The organism is Pseudofrankia coriaricola, assembly GCF_001854805.1.
In the GTDB taxonomy this organism is placed as follows: Bacteria; Actinomycetota; Actinomycetes; order Frankiales; family Frankiaceae; genus Pseudofrankia.
Genome location: NZ_MBLO01000050.1, coordinates 25,222 through 43,072, shown reverse-complemented (window position 1 = coordinate 43,072; position 17,851 = coordinate 25,222). Strand labels below are relative to the sequence as shown.

Genomic DNA, 17,851 nt, shown 5'->3' with positions numbered 1-17,851 from the left:
CTGGTCACCAGCCTGCCCGCCGAACAGGCCCACCCACGGGACCTCGCGGCACGGGCACGCGGGCACTGGACGGTCGAAGCGGTCCACCACGTCCGCGACCGCGTCCTCGACGAGGACCGCCACACCGTCCGCACCGGCAACGCGCCCCTGGCCTGGGCGATCGCCCGCGACACCGCCATCAGCGCGCTACGCCTCACCGGACACAGAAGCATCGCCAAAGCCCTGCGAGCCACCGCCCGCCAGCCCGAACGCGTCCTCCAGATCATCGGCCTGATCAGCGAAAAGGGACTTTGACGGCACCCTGGTGCGGACGAGCGCGAGCGCGACGGCGGGGTCCCGGTGCGCCGCGACCTGGGCCCGAGCCACGTAGGCGTTGACCAGCCGAGTGCGCGCGTCCCGGCGGCCGGCGACGGCCGGGTAGCGCAGATCGGACCCGGTCGTCATCGTCCACGCTATGTCGATCACGGCGGCCGCCCGCCGGTGGAAGCGGCGGGCCAGTCCGTCCACCCTGCCGGCACGTCCGGCGCCGCCGGCCATGCTCGCGCGCAACGCCAGCGCCTGCTGAGCGGTCACGGTCATGCCCAGCGCGTAGAGCGGGTTGAGGCTGCACAGCGCGTCACCGAAGGCGACGAACCCGTCGGGCGCGGTGGGCAGAAGTTCGTAGCGGCGCCGTGCGGAGGCGGCGAACCGGTGCGGGACCGGATCGGTCAGCGGCACCGCCGTCCGGATGAGGTCGTGGATCTCCGGGCCCGGCAGAGTGGCGCTGAACGCCTCGAAGCCGGCGGGGTCGATCGGTGGGTGGTCGCCGAGCATCCCGGCGAGCGTCACGTGCCAGCGGTCGCTGTCCAGGGCGATCGCGCCGCCGCCGCGGGTGCGCGGCACGGCCGCCATGATCACGCTGAGGTCGCCGCCGAGGTGGCCGGGTTCACGCCGGTAGAGCCGGGAGGCGTAACCAAGGTCGACCTCGAAGCGTTCCTCGGGCGGGTGGGCGAGGCCAAGCGCGGCCAGCCAGTGCGGCGCCCGCGTGCCCCAGCCCGTCGCGTCGACGACGATGTCAGCCTCGATCGTCCCGGGCACGCCATCCGGCGGCGCGTCGGCGCCGGCCGTCACCCGGGCACCGATGACGCGGGCCTGGCCGCGTCCCGCGCCGCCGGCCACGGGCTCCACGACGAGGCCGACGGCCGATACGCCAAGCATCAGATGCACACCCGGGAGGGCCATCGTCCGCTCCCGCAGCACGGTCTCCAGCAGGGGCCGGCTGGCCAGCACGGTGGTGAGCCCGGTCGGGCGCGGCCAGGCCCGCCGGCCGGCGAAGTACCAGCGGGAGCCGACAAGAACCTCCGTCGTCGGCGCGCCCCGGTCCACGAGCTCCTCGGTGAATCCGGGATAGAACTCGTCGAGGATCTGCCGGCCGCGCTCCAGCAGGCCGTGCAGGTGGCGACCTTGGGGCGCGCCACGCCGGTACTCGTCGCTCGGCGTCGGGTCCCGCTCGACGATGGTCACCCGGTCGAACTCTTCGGACAGCACACGGGCGGCCAGCAGGCCCGCGAACCCGCCGCCGAGGACGACGGCGCGACGACCCCGCGCGTCTGCCATGTCCCTCCTTCACGGACGTCGACAGGCCTGTTCAACGGACATTGTTCGAAGTCTTGCCGGAATTCGTCAAGGCGGCGCCGGCCAGTTCGATCGGACGATTCAGCGTCCCGATCGCAATAAATGTCGCAGCATAGTATTCACGCAACGGAAATGTGTAGTTACCGTCGCGTTCAGCCGCCCGCGTTGAAGTGTTCAGGGTACGAGGGCAGGCGCCGCCGGCCGGCGGCAGGAAGGGGCACAGCATGGGACCGACCGACGTCCTTACCAGCGGAGCGGCACGGGCAGAGCAGGCTGTCGCCGAGTTCTTCGATCCCGCTTACCGCGACGATCCCTATTCCCGCTACGACGTCATGCGTGAAATGGCGCCGCTGCATCCGTCACCCTTCGGCCTACCGCTGGCGAACCGGTACGAGGACTGCGTGGCCATCCTGTCGAACGCCGACTGGGGCCACGACCAGGAGCTCGAACAGCTTCACCCGAACGTTTCCCCCAGCGACTTCCCGTCGACGTTCCTGTGGATGGAGCCGCCGGACCACACCCGGCTGCGCGGCCTGGTCAGCAAGGGGTTCACTCCACGCCACGTCGCCGGGCTGCGACCTCGGATCGAGGCGCTGGTCGACGGCCTGATCGACAATTCGCTCGCCGCCGGAGAGTTCGACCTGATCGACACGATCGCCTACCCGCTGCCGCTGACGGTCGTCTGTGAGCTGCTCGGCGTGCCCGGGGCGGACCACCCGCAGGTACAGGAGTGGTCCCAGCCGCTGGCTCGCTCCTTCGACCCGGACGTACTCGTGCGGCCGGAGGAACTTGACGCGCGCAACGCGGCCATCCCGGCATTCCTTGACTACTTCCGCGATCTCGTCCGGGCGCAGCGCCGCAGCCCCGGCGACAACATCATCGGCGTGCTGTCGCGGGTGGAGGAGCAGGGCGACCGGCTGACCGAGGACGAGCTGCTCGGCACGTGCATCACCCTGCTGATCGCCGGCCACGAGACGACGGTGAACCTGGTCGGCAACGGGATGTTGGCCCTGCTGCGCCATCCCGACCAGTTCGCCGAGCTGTGCGCGCACCCCGAGCTGATCCCCAGCGCGGTGCAGGAGCTGCTGCGCTACGACTCTCCGATCCATATGAACACTCGTTCGGCCAAGCGGGAGATGGAGGTCGGCGGGCGGGTGTTCGCCCCCGGTGAGGGAGTCGTCGCCCTCATCGCCTGTGCCAACCGCGATCCCGCCGTCTTCGACGATCCCGACCGGCTCGACCTCCGCCGCTACGCGCGGGGCGACGTCGCCCGGCACCTGTCGTTCAGCCTCGGCCACCACTACTGCCTGGGGGCGCCGTTGGCGCTGCTGGAGATGCAGATCCTGCTCACCGCGCTGATCAGGCGGGTCGGGACGATGGAGCTGATGACCGAGCGGCCGGCGTACAAGCCGAACATCCTTCTGCGCGGGCTGGCCCACCTCCCGGTCCGCTTCCGCCCCCGCACGGAAGCTTGACCACTGCACGTCTGTAGGACGTGCTGAGTTCCTCGCCCCACGTGGCCGGCCAACGCCGGCCCCCAGAACCAACGGGGCGCTGCCCAGTGCCCGCGAGGGCGAGGTTTCGGCTGGCGCGGTGTGTGTCCGTCAGTGCAGGGCCTGAACCCGAGGGAGCACCGAACGGGTGAACAGCTCGACGATGTCCGAGGTGGTGGGTCCGGCGGGGACGTCCCGATAGGTTCGGTGATCGCTGTGCGGCGTGGGCCAGGCCCGTGGGGTGTTGGAGGGGAACTGCGGGAAGATCACGGTCGTGGGGTATTCGCTTGAGGCGATTGTCGGGCCGACGGCGGCGCTGTCGCTGGTCGCTCGGGACGTGGTGAGCGCCGTCGTGGTGCCGTTGCGGCAGGGCATGGGCCTCGTCCCGGTGACGGACCGGCTCGTCGACGAGGTGGCCGGCGGCGGATCGGCCGCGTCACTCGGGTTCTGGCGGTTTCCTGGTGGCTTCGATCGTCTGTTGCGCGGCTGGTCCGGCGCTGGTCCGCTCGCCTATGTCGAAGCGGAGTTCTTCGGCGGTGTCGGCAGCCAGCGCGCCGCCGTCTGGAGCGGCGGCGCCCTCGTCTTTGGACCCGTGGCGCTTGGCGAAGGCCAGCTGGTGCCGGTGGATGGCACGCCGATCTCCCAGGCACTCGCGTGGGTAGGTGTCACCCGCGAGGGCGTCCACGACGAGTTCGACTCGGTGGACCTCGGCCGGCATCGGCACACCGAGGACTGGCTCCCATGACCCGCCCGCCCCTGCGGCTACGTCGCCGACGGCATGTCCGGTCGTCAGCGACCTGCCGCGGGACTGACGTCCGGCGGCAGGTCGGCCCGGCACGATATTCCCCGGAGGCCGTGGTTGGGACCGCTCGGCACACCCGAGAAGGGGTTTGCCGACCAGCGTTCCTGGCACGGTCAGGGCGGCCGTTTCATGACCGCGGACGCGGATTCACAGCTTCTGGCCCAGCTCACGGCGCGCCGCCTCGGCAATTTCAGCGCCGGTGTAGGCGTGCCCGGCGATGCCCCAGCCGCCGTCCGGCGATTCGGCGATCAGCACCCAGGTGCGGTCGACGAGCGTCACGTCACGGGCCTGAGCGGCGACAATCTCGGTGAGTTCCCGGACCACACCCAGTTGTTTGTCGCGGTCCAGTACCCCGGCCGGCGTGAGGACTTGGACCCGGACATAGGTGCTGTCGCCGGCGACGTTGGACACCGCGTCGCTGTCCAGGTCGTGGATGAAAGCAGCCGTGTTGTTCTCGAAAAGCGCGATGGGAGGCACCTGCTCCCAGCGCATCACCGCCGCGGCCAGCTGCTGCGCGAGATCACGCTTGCTGGCGAACGTTCCCGCGGCGGCATAAACATCGATCATCGGCATGACCGTCTCCCTGTCCGGCTCCTCGGGTGGGCGGCAGTCCCTTGCTCGGTGGCCGCCGCCGGCTCCGGTGGTTCCGTACGGTTCCCCACCGTCGGTTTGACCGGCATCCCGCGGTGCTCGTAGTCCTGTCAGCCGGGCCGCCACGTGGTGGACGTGCTGGTCTGGCCGACGCGGGTGCGCCGGGCAGTAGGTTTGTCCCGTGACGGGCCTGCTCGGGCGGGACGAAGAACAGCGCCGCCTCGGTCAGATCGTGGCCGGCGCCCGCCACGGAGCGAGCGGCGTTGTCGTGCTTCGGGGCGAGCCGGGCGTGGGCAAGACAGCCCTGTTGGACGCCGCGCAGGCGGCCGCGGCGGACCTGCGGGTCGTGCGCATCGACTGCGTCGAAAGCGAGATGGGGCTCAGCTTCGCGGCCGTGCACCAGCTGCTGCGGCCGTTCCTGTCCGATCTCGACGTGCTGCCGGCTCCGCAGCGCGCGGCGGTGAAGCTTGCCTTCGGCATGGCGGAGGGCCGGGCGCCCGATCCCTTCCTCGTGGGCCTGGCCACGCTCGGGCTGCTGGCCGAGCAGGCCGCGCGTCGCCCTCTGCTGTGCCTGGTCGATGACGCGCACTGCCTGGATCCAGAATCGGCCAACGTTCTCGCGTTCGTGGCCCGGCGCCTGCACGCCGACTCCGTCGCCGTCGTGTTCGCCGTCCGCGAGCCCGCCCCGCCCCCGGACCGGCTCGCCGAGCTGCCCGAGCTCCGCCTAGCCGGGCTGGCGGAGGAGGACGCCCGCGCCCTACTCGCGGCCGTGTCCGGGTCACGGCTACGCCGCCCTGTGGCCGACCGGGTCATCGCACAGACGGCCGGCAACCCCCTGGCACTCATCGAGATCGGCCAGGAAATCGCCGCCGGCCGGCTGGAGGGCGACCCGTTCCCGGCCGAGCCGCTACCGCTGGGCCGTCGGCTCGAGCAGCGCTACCTGCGAGAAATCCGGCAACTTCCGCCGGAGACCCAGTCCCTGCTGCTCGCCGCGGCCGCCGAGCCCACCGGTGACACCAGCCTGCTCGCGCAGGTCGGCCAGAAGCTGGGCTTCACCGTGGACGCCGCCGCGGCGGCCGAAGACCGCCAGCTCATCACCATCCGCCGTGCGGTCCGCTTCCGCCACCCGCTGATCCGATCGGCGGTGTACTACGGGGCCACCTTCGCGGAGCGCCAGCAGATCCATGCCGTCCTGGCCGAGGCAGTCGGCCCGGGCGATCCGGACCAGCGCGCCTGGCACCTGGCTCAAGCGGTCACCGGCCCGGACGAGAAGGTCGCCGCCGAACTCGAGCGCGCCGGGGAGCGAGCCCGTGGCCGCGGCGGTTGGAGCGCGGCTGCCGCGCTTTTCCGCCGCGCGGCGACCCTCACCACCGGCCAGGCGGCCCGCAGCCGCCGGATGCTCGCCGCCGCCGAGGCGAGCTGCGGCTCGGGTGCCCTCGACCGCGCGCAAGCCGAGCTCGACGCCGCCGCCACCTACCATGACGACCCGCGCCACCTCTGCCTCACCCGGCGGGTTCAGGGCCGCATCCACCACGCGCAACGCCAGCCCGCGAAGGCGACCCGCGACCTGCTCGCCGCCGCAGCCAGCCTCGGTCCGGTCGACATCCGGCTGGCCCGCGACATCCTGGTCGAGGCCGCTGTGGAAGCACAGATCAACGACCAGCTCGCGCCCGAGGGAGCCACCCGGGCCGACGTGGCCCGCGCGGCGCTGGCGCTACCACTGCCCGCCGGGATGACCGCCACCGTCGGCGACCTGCTGCTCGACGCCGACACCGCCCTGCAGTTGCACGGCTTGGACGTCGCCCGGCCCGCTCTACGCCGTGCGATCGACACCGTGCGACGCGGCGACCCGGATTCCCCGGAGACGCTCCACCTGCTCGCCGCCGCCTGCGAAGACGCCACGATCCTCGGGGACGAACCCACGCTGCGCGAGCTGAGCCACCGCATGGAAACCGCGGCCCGGCAGCACGGGACCATGCTCTCCCTGGCGCTGGCCCTCAGCCATGCAGGAGCCTGGGGCCTGTTCGCCGGAGACCTCGCCGAAGCCCGGCGGTGCTTCAGTGAGATGACCGCTCTGGCCGATGCCCGGGGCCAACCCTGGAGCCTCGGATCCTTGCTGCTGACGGCCTGGAGCGGGCCGCCTCGGCAGGCCTACGCCCTCCTCGACCTGGTCGCCGCGGAAGCGGCCCGCCAGGGGCAGGGATACCAGCTCGTGTTTGCCAGCTACGCGCGCTGCGTCGTGGAACTCGGGCAGGGCCGCTACGACGCCGCCTATGCCAGCTACCCCTCCGGCATCGCTGGTACCTCGCAGCTCAAGTTCGCCTTGCCCGATCTCGCCGAGGCGGCCGCGCGTTCCGGTCACCGCGGCGCCGCCGAGAGCATCGCCCGTCAGCTAGGCACGCTGGCGGCCGACACCCCCAGCCCGGTCATGCTCGGGTTTCTGGCCCGCGTCCGCGCCCTCACCGCGGCAGACAGTCCGGACGCCGACGACCTCTACCGCGAAGCCGTCGACGAGCACACACGCTCAGCCGGACCCGCCCACCTCGCGCGCAGCCAGCTCCTTTACGGCGAATGGCTCAGGCGGGCCCGCCGGCCTCGAGACGCCCGCGCCGCCCTGCGCCAGGCGTACCAACTGTTCGAGGACGTCGGCGCGCAGGGCTTCGCCGCGCGCGCCCGCGGCGAGCTCGCCGCAGCCGGCGAGACCCGCCCGGCCCGAGCGGCCCCGGGCCCCAAAACTGACCTCACGCCGCAGGAAGACCAGGTAGCCAGACTGGCTGCCACGGGCGCGACCAACGCGGAGATCGCCGCCCATCTCTACCTCAGCCCCTACACCGTCGACTACCACCTCCGGAAGATCTTCCGGAAGCTCGGCCTCACCTCGCGCCGCCAACTCGCCCACGCACAGCTCGGCCCGGCGCAGTAAATGCATCACGCGGCCGTTTCAGGCGCGATCAAAGTGCGCACAACGCTCACGCGGCCATCACGAATCGTGAGGATATCAGCGGTTCGCTCACGCTCGCCTTCCTGACCCGCACCTGACGCGATCACGTCGCGCCTTTTCCCGCAACGCTCACCACCCCGGCACTTAACCGACGCAGCTTGCGGTGGTTTGAGACCTCCCCCTGCAGGGCGACCCCGGAGGACCTACCTCCATCACCTGCACAGAACCGCTTCCAGGAGCTCCTACAACCACGCCTCCTTCAGCGTTCGTGGCACACGACCTGGGCAAATAGGTTCGACCTATCGGTCAGGGCGGTAGGAGTGCGGCGACGCCCGGGACGGCACCGCTAGCGATGACGCTCAGTAGATCCCAGGGACGATCCGCCAGCGCACGCGAGCGCGGTACTCGTCCCAGAGCGCGCCGTACTTGGCGGCGCAGCGGCGGTCGTCGTCGATCTGGCGCGGCACGAGCAGGCCGACGTAATAGAGGGGGTACAGCCAGGGCACGGGGTCGCCGGGCGTGCCGAGGGCGAGTGTGATGCCGACGGCCATGAGGATCTCGCCGAGGTAGTTGATGTGGCGGGCGGCGCCCCAGAAGCCGCCGCAGAGCAGCGTGCGCTCACCGTCACCGATCGCGCGCGGCTCGAACAGGCCGAAGGCGCGGGCAGAGGGATCGCGCTTGAAGAGGAACTTCTGCATGTTCGCCCCGCGCGCGAGCGTCCAGCCGGCGGCGAAGACGACGCCGGCGAGGACCAGCAGCCAGGCCGGCGCGTGCGGGTCGGGCTCGTCAGCCCGCGCCCAGAGGCCCACGCAGTAAAAGTACGGGTAGAAGACCAGACAGCCCCAGCCGAGCTTGAAGCCCACGCGCTCGGCGAAGAGGTCGTATGTGTAGAGGTGGACGTATTCGAAGGTGAGGTAGTCCACGACGAAGTAGGTCAGCAGCCCCGCCGAGAGCGCGACGGCAGCGCTGAGGTGGCCGATCGCGAGATGCTGGTGGGCGGCGAAGGACAGAACGTTGAGCTCGAGCAGTACCGCGCCCGCCAAGTAGAGCCACATCTTCGCATCGACCGTGCCGCCGCGCCAGCGCGGGTTCTCGCGGCGGCCGAGGTAGAGGTCGGCGACGGGCGGCCTGCCGGTCGGCGGGGCGGGCAGGACGAGCGCGGCGGTGAACAGCAGGCCGAAGACGCATGCGCCGGCGAGTTCGGCCCAGCGGTGACGCCAGAGCTCGTCGGCCGGCGCCGCGTGCACGGCGACGAGCACCACGGCGATCCCGACGGCGGCCAGAAGGACCACGAGGCCGTTGAGTCGGTAGCGCAGCGGCCGGTAGTGATCGTCGCGCACGTAGCCGTCGATCCAGCGGGCGGGGAGGGCGACGTGCAGGGCGAGGATGGCACCGAAGATGATCCACGGTAGAAAGAAGCCAAGGATCACGGTACGTCGAAGCCCTTCACCGCGCGACCCATGATGGCGGTGGTGGTGGCGCGCGGCAGCAGACGGCGCATGACGAACGCGGCGAGCTTGTTCGCGCGGCCCGGGGTCACGAGCGCCATCCGGCCCAAGCCCGCGAGGGCGGCCTCGACGACCTGGTCGGGATCGAGGGTGCCTGGCGCGTCACGCCCGACGGTCGTGGCGTAGCCGGGCGTGCGCACAGCGCCGGCCACACATGCGAGGACATCGACGCCGACGGGGCGCAGCTCGGCATGCAGGCTCTCGGCCAGGGACGTGGTGAAAGCCTTGCTGGCGGCGTAGGCGGCAAGGCCCGGGCCGCCCTGGTTGCCGGCGAGCGAGGACATCAGGACGAGCGTGCCGCGGCGGCGCTCGATCATCGCGGGGACGAGCTGGTGGATGAGGGCCAGCGGGCCGCGAACGTTGACATCGACGAGGCGCTGGGCGTGCTGCGGTGGATGGTCCAGCAGAAGGCCCGTGAAGGAGAAGGCCGCGTTGTAAACGGCGGTGCCAATCTCGAGCCCGCTGCCGGCCGCGGCGAGGCGGTCCGCGAAGCCCGGCTCGGCGAGGTCGGCGGCCAGCGTGCGCACCTCGACCTCGTGCTTGGCGGCCAGGCGCTGTGCCGTCTGTTCGAGCGGCTTGGGGCGGCGCCCGACCGCCAGGACGTGCAGGCCGCGCCGGGCGAGGGCCTCGGCCCAGGCAGCGCCGAGGCCCTCGGAGGCCCCAGCGACGACAGCCCACGGCCCATGCGGCATGTGAGTGCGGAACGCGGCCATATAGCTCCACTTTATCCAGAGCATCCCGCCCTACCCAGAACTTCCAGTCGAACTGTCTGGCGGTCTGGTTGTAGAGCGTCTGGAAGGCCACGACCGGGCGGCGAGCGCGTCGAGGTCGGCGAAGTCACCGCGCTCGATGGCCCTGCGTCGCAGGATCGAGAAGTAGACCTCGACCTGGTTGCGCCAGCTGGCGTGGACGGGTAGGTGGACGAGGGTCGCGGTCGGGTGGCGGCGCGCATCCGCTCGATGGAGGGCTGGCCCCAGCGCGACGGGCCGTTGATCGCGAGCCCTGGCGCCGGCGACCGGCCAGCCCCCGACTGATCGCCCACAGAGCGCCACTCCACACTGCGGGCAGTCTCAGCGGACGCGCCGACCACCCGGGCGAACCTGGAACCCGTCACGGTCTAGCCCACTCGTCCCCCTCGCAACACACGGACCAACGCCCAGTGCCGGTCCGGGCCCAGCCCGGACCGGCACACGGGCGTGACTACTGACAGAGACGACCAGCCGACCGCGACGCGCGAATACAAGACAGTGAGGCGCGGTGCCGGGTCCGGCACGACGATCAGCTCCACCTCGGCTCGACACCCGAGCAGGTGCTGGGCACAGTGCGGCACGTCTACCAGGCCGCCGCGCGCACTCCACTCCGTATAGGCCCGTATCTGGTGGACGACACCGTCATTCCTGGCGTGGTCGAGACGCGTGCCGATCCCGCGGTAAGCGGGATCGGCACAGCGGCGCAAACCGTTCCTCGCCTCGTCGTCGGACCACACGGGCGGGCGCGCGCAGATCACCGCCAGTTCGCCGTCGCAACAACCCGGCATCCCAGACCCGCGCCGAGCCGAAGTTGCTGGCGGTCAGGATCGGCGACCCATTTGGACTCCACGCCACACCGTTCACCGGAGTACGCACTGAGGCGGATGTCGAGCAGACCTTCGTCAGCCCCAGGTAGCACATGATTTCGATCTGGCGGCTGACGCGGCGGCGTGCATGTGAATCCAGCATGGTGCCTGTGACCGAGATCGTTGAGGGGCTGCAGATGTCCCCCTTGGAAATCCTGCTTGTGCTTGGCGCCGTCGCCCTGGTGTTGGCGCGCTGGCTCCCTCCGGCTGCCCGTCGCCCACTGACGTTCGGCGCCGTGGCAGCCGTCGTGCTCTCCGGAATGGTGCTGGGCGTGGTGGGGCTGCGCTGGCAGCTGGTGCCCGTACTCGTCGGCGCGGCTGTGGTCCTCCCGTTCGCCGTCGCTCCGCTGCTCCCCCCGCGCGGTGGCCGCTCGCCGCGCAGGGCCCGGTGGTGGCTCGCGCTGCCGGGATCGGCGCTGTGCCTCGGTCTGATCGCCTCGGGCCCCGCGGCGGCCTGGGCGCTGCCCAGGCCGGTGTTCCCCGAGCCGTCGGGCAACTCCGCTGTCGGCACCAGCGTGGTGCAGTGGACGGACCCGGCCCGCGCCGAGACCGCCACGGCCGACCCCCGCGACCGGCGCACGGTCGTGGTCCAGCTCTGGTACCCCGCGCGGCAGAGCCCCGCAGGCGCGCAGCGCGCCCCGTACCTGGGGCGCACGCAGGGTGAGGCGCGCACCGTCTCCGACGCGCTGGCGCGCTACGTCGGCGTCCCCGGTTTCCTGCTCGACGGCCTTCCGCGGGTGCGCACGCACGCGGTGCCCGACGCCCCGCCGGCCCCCGGACGCGAACTGTTCCCCGTCGTGCTGTTCTCTCCCGGGGCGGGAGGAGTACGAACACAGAACACGGCATGGGCGGAGGAGCTGGCCAGCCACGGCTATGTCGTCGCGGCCCTCGACCACCCCTACGACTCCGCCGCCGTGGTTCTCACCAACGGCCACACGATCGATACCAGGCTCGCCGCCACCGACGACCAGGCAGAGGGCGAAAAGCAAGCGGCCGAGGCAACCGGGATCCGCGCCACCGATCTCAGCTTCGTCCTCACCCAGCTGAACCGGGTAGAGCACGGACAGATCCCTGGCCCACTGACCGGACGTCTCGACACCGCGCGGGTAGCGGTGACCGGCCACTCCTTCGGTGGCAGCGCCGCACTACAGGCAGCCCACCAGGACCCCCGGTTCGCGGCCGTCATCGACATGGACGGCTACTCCCACGACCCCACCCCACGCCCCTACCACCAGCCGGCGCTCGCCCTCACCTCGACCATCGGCAAACCCAGCCCCGACTACATCCCCCGCCTCGCCAAAGTCCTCAGCCTCAGCACCAAGACCAGCTACCTGCTCACCGTCCCAGGCGCCGCGCATCTCACCTTCACGGACGCTCCCCTCTACCTCCCGCCCGTGCCCTCGATCGTCGGCTCACTGGGCCGTACCGGGGGCCCGCGGGTCACCGCTGGCGCCTGCATCGCCTTCCTGGACCACGCGCTCCGAGGCAAGCCCGGCGACATGGCCGACACGCTGTCCAGCTACGGCGACCTCAACATCGTCCAACCGGACAGCCGGCGCCAATAGGTAGGTTCCCGGGGGACGTAAGGGCGGCCGCAAGCCGGCATCGCCGGCGGTGGAGCGATCAGGTGGCCTGGCCGGGCGCCGGTACCGGGGCGGGCTGCTGGCACGGGATCTGACGGGTGAGGATCAGCGCGGTCAGGGCGATGGCGGCCAGCAGCGACAGAGATGCTCGCAGACCGTCGATGCGGGCATCCGCGTTGTTGGTGGTGATGGCCTTGGCGGTATCCGGCGACACTCCGGCCTCGTCGAGCCGGATCTTCAGGTCCCGGTCGGACAAGAAGGGGATGTTTTCGGCCAGCCGCGCCTCAGCGTGCGTGGTCAGGCCTGCCGGCACGGCGGGGTCCTGGCGGACGCCGGTGAAGAACGACGTGGACAGTACGGAGATGAGTACCGCTCCGGCCGCCGCGGTACCGATCGAGGCGCCCAGGTTCGTCACAGTGTTCTGCACCCCACCGACCTCGCCGCTGTGCTCGTCGGCGACCGCGGACACGGTGACACTGCCGAGCTGCGACGCGAGGGCGCCCACCCCGAGGCCCGCGAGCAGCATCGGCCACGTCACGATCTCCGGTCCGGCGCCGGCGTCGAGCGCGACGATCATGATCGTGATACCGGCGAACAGGGCGAGGAAACCGCCGCGGACGACGCGCCGGGGCGAGGCATGTGGGAAGGCTTTCGGAATGCCGGCGGCGGCCACCAGCAGGGCGATGGACAGCGGCAGTAGGCGGACGCCGGTCGCGACCGCCGAGAGCCCCAGCGCCACCGAGAGATACAGCGGTACCACGAAAAAGAGACCCGCCTGGAGCAGGTACTGAAAAAAGAACGACGTTAGCCCGGCCCGCAGCGTCCGGTTGCGCAGCAGCGTCGGATCGAGCAGCACGACGGCGGCTCGGGCGAGCCTGTGGTCCTGCGACCAGACGAAGAGCCACAGGATGGTTCCGCCAGCGAGGATCAGCCAGATCGCGGGGGAGAGTCCCAGCCAGACGGGTGCGCCGGGTGCAGACCGGACCAGGCCCCAGCTCCCCGATCGGAGGACGCCGTACACGACGAGAGCCAGGCCGGTCGCGGACAGCGCGGTGCCCACGAGATCGAGACGTCCGCCCGCTGTCGGAGGTGTGCCTGCCATCCCCCGGGTCAGTCGCAGGATGACGGCCACCACGAGGACCTCGCCCGCGAAGACCCAGCGCCAAGACAGATAGGTGGTGAACAGGCCGCCGACGAGCGGACCCGCGGCGACCGCGATCGCGCCGGCGGCGGCGACCAGCCCGTAGGCGCGCGGCCGGTCCGCCGGGGAGAAGTTCGACGCGATGAGGGCGATGACAGCGGGCATGATCAGCGCGGCGCCGACTCCCTCGAGGAATGACCAGCCGAACGTGAGGACGGCGAGATTTCTGGCGACGGAGGTCGTCAGTGACCCGCAGCCATAGATGACGCAGCCGATGGTGAACACACGCCGATGCCCGAGGAGCTGCCCCAGCCTACCTCCAGTGATCATGAGCGCGGCCATCACCAGGGTGTAGAAGGTGATGGCGGTCTGGATTCCGGTCACCGTGGTACCGACGTCCGCGGCGACGGTGGCGATCGACACGTTCATAACCGAGCTGTCCAGGGTCATGAGGAACTGCGCCGCCGCCAGTGTGGGGAGAAGTGCCCTGCCGGCTGTGACCGTTCCCGGCTCGGCCCCGGAGTTCTGTTTCCCGGAAGTCCGGCGTGCCATCACCCCGCTCCCGCCCTGTTGCTTGGCATGGCTCCCTTTCGACCGCACCTAGCCATCGACGACGACCGTCCGGCCACCGCCGACCAGGCGGTGAACCACAGCCTCCCGGCGCGGGAGCGTCCCCGCATCTCCGGTGGTCCGAAACAGCGGAATGAGCTCCTCATGGCGAAGAGACCGGTTTCCGGCACGGCGCAGCAAGCTGTCGGTTTCGGCTTACCCCGGCTCGGTCACAGGCGCAGCGAGCTGTGTGTTGATCTCCTCCTGCGCGAATGGCACGAACCGGGCCACATCGCCGACCGCGGCGAGGATTCGCGCCGCCCCGGCTGGTCCGACCGGCGAAGGTGTCCATCAGCCGGCTGTGCCGGCCTCGGGCCATGCTGGGTAGCCGGCGCTGATGTCGGTGAGCTTCGTTGCCGCAAGCGTCGGTGGAGATCGTCAGCGTCGCGGCGCGGTGAGGATCAGGCGCGGGGACGGGTAGAACGTGGCTTCCCCACCGGGATGGAAGGCGACGCCGGTGAACCGGCTCCAGTCGCCCGTGCCGTGGATGAACCGGGTCGAGATCCCGTCCGGGTCGATGACCTCTACCCATGTACCGTCGGCGTGCTCGCCGGCCACCGGGTTGTAGCCCAGCCGCTCGGCGTGCGCGCGGATGCGGGCGAGCGCGTCGGGGTCCGGCACGTTCAGGATGATCGGGTGCTCGCCGCGTAGATCCGCGGTGCCGGCTGTCGTCGAGCGCAGCCGGAAGGAGATGGCGAAGCCGGCGTCGCTGCCCAGCGCGCACCCCGTCACGACGCCGTCCCGGCTGAACTCGCGGCGGTAGTGCATCCCGAGCAGGTCGCGATACCAGGCGACGCTGACCGCGAGGTCGCTGACCGGGAGCATCGCGACGAGAACGCCGGTGATATCCCCGGGCTGGAGGGTGCTTCCCTGGGCCGCCGGGTGGGATGCGTCGGTTGCGTTCGTCGTGGTATCGAGGCTCATCGTGGCCGTCCTTAGCTCGCCGTGGTCGTCGTGCCCGTCACTTCCGTGTGACGAGCATCGGCGCGGGGCGATCGGCCGGCATCGGTGAGACCTACCGAGTTAGTCCGCGCGGCACCTACCGAGGCGGCGGCCGGGTATCGGCCAGTTGGCCCGACAGCCGGGCGCGCAGCCGGATCCGGTCGGGCGCGCCGGTCTTGGCGAGCAGGCTAGCCACGTGGGTGTCGACCGTTCGGGGCGAGACGAACAGCCGCTCGGCGATCTCCCGGTTGGTCAGCCCGTCGACGAGCAGTCCGAGGACGTCCATCTCCCGGCTGGTGACACCGAGCGCGCGAAGCCGCGGGGGGACGGTGCCACGGCCGCGTCCTCGCCGGGTGGGCGCGCCAGCTCGGCGTAGCAGGTCACGGCAGGTGCGCGCGAGCAGGTCGTCGCCGCCCGCGACATGGGCGTCGAGATCGGCTCGCAGCGCGGGCACGGGGGTACCCCAACCGTCGGCGACCGCCGCTTCGAGGGCGAGTAGCCGCAGCAGACGCCGCCACCAGTGCTGCTCGGCGAGAATCGCGTCCGCCGAGTCGAACAGCGCCTCGGCCCGCTCTGGTTCGCCGTCCCGGCCGGCGGCGACCGCCTCGGCGTAGCGCAGGCCGCCACGGTTGAGCGACCTCGGCAGCGCGTCGGAGCGCCGCAGCAGGTCGCGGGAGGCCGCGTCGCGGTCAGCCGTCACGGTCCGCAACAGCGCCCACAGGCCCCAGATATGGACCGGAGCCGCGCTCGCGTGCTCTCGCAGCAGCTCGATGCTGGTGTCGAACAGGGCGGTGGCGCCCCGCAGGTCATGGGCCAGCACCCGCCGCAGGCCGCGGACCGCCGGGGCGAGTGCGGCGACCTCCGGTGAGGTGTCCGACCGGCCGACAGCGGCGGTGAGCACCACCTCCATCCCGCGGGTGTCCCCTGCGGCGGCCCGGCCAGTGGCGACGAAGATCTCCGCTAGTCCTCGCAGCGCCGACAGCCGGAGGCGGTGCGCTTGGTCGGCCGCGTGCCGCGCCAGGTCCTCGGCTGCCCGCGGCCCCTCGGCGGTCGACCTACCGTCCGCGAGCATCAGGTCCGCCGAGATGGCCTGCGCGAGCAGACCCGCGTCGAGCGCGACGTCGCGGGCCTCGAGCAGGGCGGGCGACGATGCGCGGTCGAAGAACTCCACGGTGCTGACGCCGATCAGCGCTGTCACGCGCAACCGGGTCAGCCCGTGCTCCGCCGCGATGGCCGCTGCCCGGCGGAACGCCGCGAGTGCGGCGTCCGGGTCCTCCCGCGCGGTGCAGCGGGCGAGGGTCGTCGATGCGTGGACGAGCGCCGTCCAGTCGCCGCCCCTGGCCGCTCGGGTGACGGCCTCGTCGGCCAGCCTGGCGGCTCGCCGCGGGTCACCGCCACCGAACGCCGCGTCCGCGGCGAGCGCCAGACTGCCCGGTTCGTGGGCCCGTCCGGCACGTTCGACGAGGCGTTCGGCCTCAGCCCACCGGCCGGCGACGACCGCCGCATCCGCCATGACAAGGCAGAGGTCCGCGTGCCGGTCTCCCGTGACGGTGGCAAGGGCCGCGGCGCCGGCATCCAACGCCTCCAACGCCCGTCCCGACAGGGTGAGCAGCCGGGCTCGTTCGATCGCGACCTCTGCCGGCCGCGCACCGGTCGCCGCCGCCCGCGCCAGTAGTTCCTCGGCGCTGCGTGGTGCCGCCCGGGCGAGGTCGCGCCGGGCGAGTCGAAGGAAGATCGCGGCTGCTTCATCGGGTTCGTCGGCGCTCACCAGCAAGTCGCCGGCCCGTGCCTCGTCGTCGGACCGGCCGCTGGTACGCAGCCCTTGGGCCACCCGGCGGGCGAGCGCCGCGCGCTCCGGCGGCAACAGCGAGGCCAGGACGGCATCTCGGGTCAGCGCGTGCCGCCAGCGCAGCGTGGCCCCGTCGGACACCAGCAGCCTGGGATGCGCGGCCCGCAGCGCGTCGAGCACCTCGGCGTCGGTCAGGCCGAGCAGGGGACCGAGTAGCGCCCAGTCCCGTCCGGCCCCCAGCACGGCGGCAGCCTCGACCACCCGGCGCTGCCGCGCCGTCAGTGCCGCGAGCCGGTGCGCGACCAGGTCGGCGAGCGTGTGCGGCAGCGATTCGGCTGGCTCGCGAGCGACGCCCTCGGCAGCGTCCTCGGTGACGCCCTCGGCGGCGACCGCCGCGACGAGTTCCTCGACGAGGAATGGAAGCCCGTCGGACTTCTCAAGGACGTAGCGCAGGGCCCGGTCCGACAACGCGTCCCCGGCGCAGGCGGCCGCCAGCGCCGCGACGGTGGCCGCGTCCAGCCGCCCCAACCGCATGGTCGTGACGGCGGGTTGCCGGCCGAGACGGCGGACGAGGCCGGGTATCGCCTCGTCCTCGTCGTCGCGCGCCGACACCGCGACCAGCAAGGGCCAGCCAGCCAGCGTGCCCGCCAGGTATTCGACGACCGCCCAGGTGTCGGCGTCCGCCCAGTGCAGGTCCTCCAGGACGAGCAGGCAGCCTCGGTCGCCGCCGAGCTGGCGCAGCAGTCGGAGCACCCCTTCGCCGAGCAGCAGTGTCGGGTCGACCGTCAGGTCCGGCCGGTCACCGGACTCGACCGGTGCCCAGCCCGGCAGGACGCGGCCAAGCGCGGCACGGTAGGGGCGCAGCTCGTCGGCGGCCGGGTACCGGTCGTCGCGCAAGCCGCCGACCAGCGCCTCGGCGATCGCGCGGTAAGTGCCGCCGCCTGGCACCGCGCGCCCGGTGAACACCCTCGTCCCGACCGCGCGAGCCCGGGCGGCCACCTCGTCGAGGATGCGGGATTTCCCCACCCCGGCCTCGCCGGCGACGGCCAGCAAAGCGCCTTCCCCACGCCGGGCGACACCGTCCACCAGGCCGTACGCGCCGGCCAGCTCAGCGGCCCGGCCGACGGTCGGCGCGTCGCGCACGGTGGACACCACGTCACCAGTACACCGAACGAACGCCTGCTCGGCCACCACCCGTCCGTAGCCACAGTCGAGAGACTGGC

12 protein-coding genes are annotated in these 17,851 nt (G+C 71.8%); 4 read left to right on the top strand and 8 right to left on the bottom strand.

Going from position 1 to position 17,851, the window contains the following annotated elements:
• Positions 1–186: 186 nt before the first annotated feature.
• Together BCD48_RS10020 and BCD48_RS50565 are read right to left on the bottom strand one after the other, a co-directional pair.
• Positions 187–1,596: an NAD(P)/FAD-dependent oxidoreductase gene (locus tag BCD48_RS10020; protein WP_071048072.1), complete on the bottom strand. Its 1,410-nt coding sequence runs from the start codon at positions 1,594–1,596 to the stop codon at positions 187–189.
• 31 nt (positions 1,597–1,627) lie between these two features.
• Positions 1,628–1,840 (bottom strand): ubiquitin family protein, encoded by a 213-nt coding sequence (locus tag BCD48_RS50565; RefSeq protein ID WP_131803888.1) that lies wholly within the window; start codon positions 1,838–1,840, stop codon positions 1,628–1,630.
• On the opposite strand from BCD48_RS50565, the gene BCD48_RS10015 reads away from it, so the two are divergent.
• Positions 1,839–3,089: a cytochrome P450 gene (locus BCD48_RS10015; RefSeq protein ID WP_071048071.1), complete on the top strand. Its 1,251-nt coding sequence runs from the start codon at positions 1,839–1,841 to the stop codon at positions 3,087–3,089. The genes BCD48_RS50565 and BCD48_RS10015 overlap by 2 nt on opposite strands.
• Positions 3,090–3,381: 292 nt before the next feature.
• Complete coding sequence (locus BCD48_RS10010; RefSeq protein WP_071048070.1) at positions 3,382–3,852, top strand: hypothetical protein; 471 nt, start codon at positions 3,382–3,384, stop codon at positions 3,850–3,852.
• 204 nt (positions 3,853–4,056) lie between these two features.
• On the opposite strand, the gene BCD48_RS10005 is transcribed toward BCD48_RS10010, so the two are convergent.
• Complete coding sequence (locus tag BCD48_RS10005) at positions 4,057–4,482, bottom strand: hypothetical protein (RefSeq protein WP_071048069.1); 426 nt, start codon at positions 4,480–4,482, stop codon at positions 4,057–4,059.
• 199 nt (positions 4,483–4,681) lie between these two features.
• Here BCD48_RS10005 and BCD48_RS10000 point away from each other — a divergent pair, with 199 nt between their 5' ends.
• Positions 4,682–7,423, top strand: coding sequence for a helix-turn-helix transcriptional regulator (locus tag BCD48_RS10000; protein WP_071048068.1), 2,742 nt, complete (start codon positions 4,682–4,684; stop codon positions 7,421–7,423).
• Positions 7,424–7,800: 377 nt separating this feature from the next.
• Here the strand turns inward: BCD48_RS10000 and BCD48_RS09995 are convergent, their stop codons facing one another.
• Entirely contained in the window at positions 7,801–8,871 is a 1,071-nt protein-coding gene (locus BCD48_RS09995; protein WP_071048067.1) for a phosphatidylethanolamine N-methyltransferase family domain-containing protein, read from the bottom strand.
• Positions 8,868–9,662 (bottom strand): SDR family NAD(P)-dependent oxidoreductase, encoded by a 795-nt coding sequence (locus BCD48_RS09990; RefSeq protein ID WP_071048066.1) that lies wholly within the window; start codon positions 9,660–9,662, stop codon positions 8,868–8,870. The genes BCD48_RS09995 and BCD48_RS09990 overlap by 4 nt, the downstream gene beginning before the upstream one ends.
• A gap of 1,003 nt (positions 9,663–10,665) precedes the next feature.
• On the opposite strand from BCD48_RS09990, the gene BCD48_RS09985 reads away from it, so the two are divergent.
• Positions 10,666–12,129 (top strand): alpha/beta hydrolase, encoded by a 1,464-nt coding sequence (locus BCD48_RS09985; RefSeq protein WP_071048065.1) that lies wholly within the window; start codon positions 10,666–10,668, stop codon positions 12,127–12,129.
• A 58-nt stretch (positions 12,130–12,187) separates the two neighbouring features.
• Here the strand turns inward: BCD48_RS09985 and BCD48_RS09980 are convergent, their stop codons facing one another.
• The 3 genes from BCD48_RS09980 to BCD48_RS09970 all read right to left on the bottom strand — a co-directional run bounded on the left by BCD48_RS09980 (position 12,188) and on the right by BCD48_RS09970 (position 17,819).
• Positions 12,188–13,840 (bottom strand): MFS transporter, encoded by a 1,653-nt coding sequence (locus tag BCD48_RS09980; protein WP_071048064.1) that lies wholly within the window; start codon positions 13,838–13,840, stop codon positions 12,188–12,190.
• A 435-nt stretch (positions 13,841–14,275) separates the two neighbouring features.
• On the bottom strand, positions 14,276–14,821 hold the full coding sequence (locus BCD48_RS09975; RefSeq protein ID WP_071048063.1) for a VOC family protein: 546 nt from the start codon (positions 14,819–14,821) through the stop codon (positions 14,276–14,278).
• 115 nt (positions 14,822–14,936) lie between these two features.
• Positions 14,937–17,819, bottom strand: a complete 2,883-nt coding sequence (locus BCD48_RS09970) for an ATP-binding protein (RefSeq protein ID WP_071048062.1) — start codon at positions 17,817–17,819, stop codon at positions 14,937–14,939.
• Between the last annotated feature and the right edge of the window lie 32 nt (positions 17,820–17,851).

What these genes read in the sequence shown, in the direction of transcription:
- BCD48_RS10005 (WP_071048069.1), bottom strand. Translation starts at nt 4,482, where the DNA reads ATGCCGATGATCGATGTTTATGCCGCCGCGGGAACGTTCGCCAGCAAG.
- BCD48_RS10020 (WP_071048072.1), bottom strand. Translation starts at nt 1,596, where the DNA reads ATGGCAGACGCGCGGGGTCGTCGCGCCGTCGTCCTCGGCGGCGGGTTC.
- BCD48_RS09980 (WP_071048064.1), bottom strand. Translation starts at nt 13,840, where the DNA reads ATGGCACGCCGGACTTCCGGGAAACAGAACTCCGGGGCCGAGCCGGGA.
- BCD48_RS50565 (WP_131803888.1), bottom strand. Translation starts at nt 1,840, where the DNA reads ATGCTGTGCCCCTTCCTGCCGCCGGCCGGCGGCGCCTGCCCTCGTACC.
- BCD48_RS09975 (WP_071048063.1), bottom strand. Translation starts at nt 14,821, where the DNA reads ATGAGCCTCGATACCACGACGAACGCAACCGACGCATCCCACCCGGCG.
- BCD48_RS09990 (WP_071048066.1), bottom strand. Translation starts at nt 9,662, where the DNA reads ATGGCCGCGTTCCGCACTCACATGCCGCATGGGCCGTGGGCTGTCGTC.
- BCD48_RS10015 (WP_071048071.1), top strand. Translation starts at nt 1,839, where the DNA reads ATGGGACCGACCGACGTCCTTACCAGCGGAGCGGCACGGGCAGAGCAG.
- BCD48_RS09985 (WP_071048065.1), top strand. Translation starts at nt 10,666, where the DNA reads ATGGTGCCTGTGACCGAGATCGTTGAGGGGCTGCAGATGTCCCCCTTG.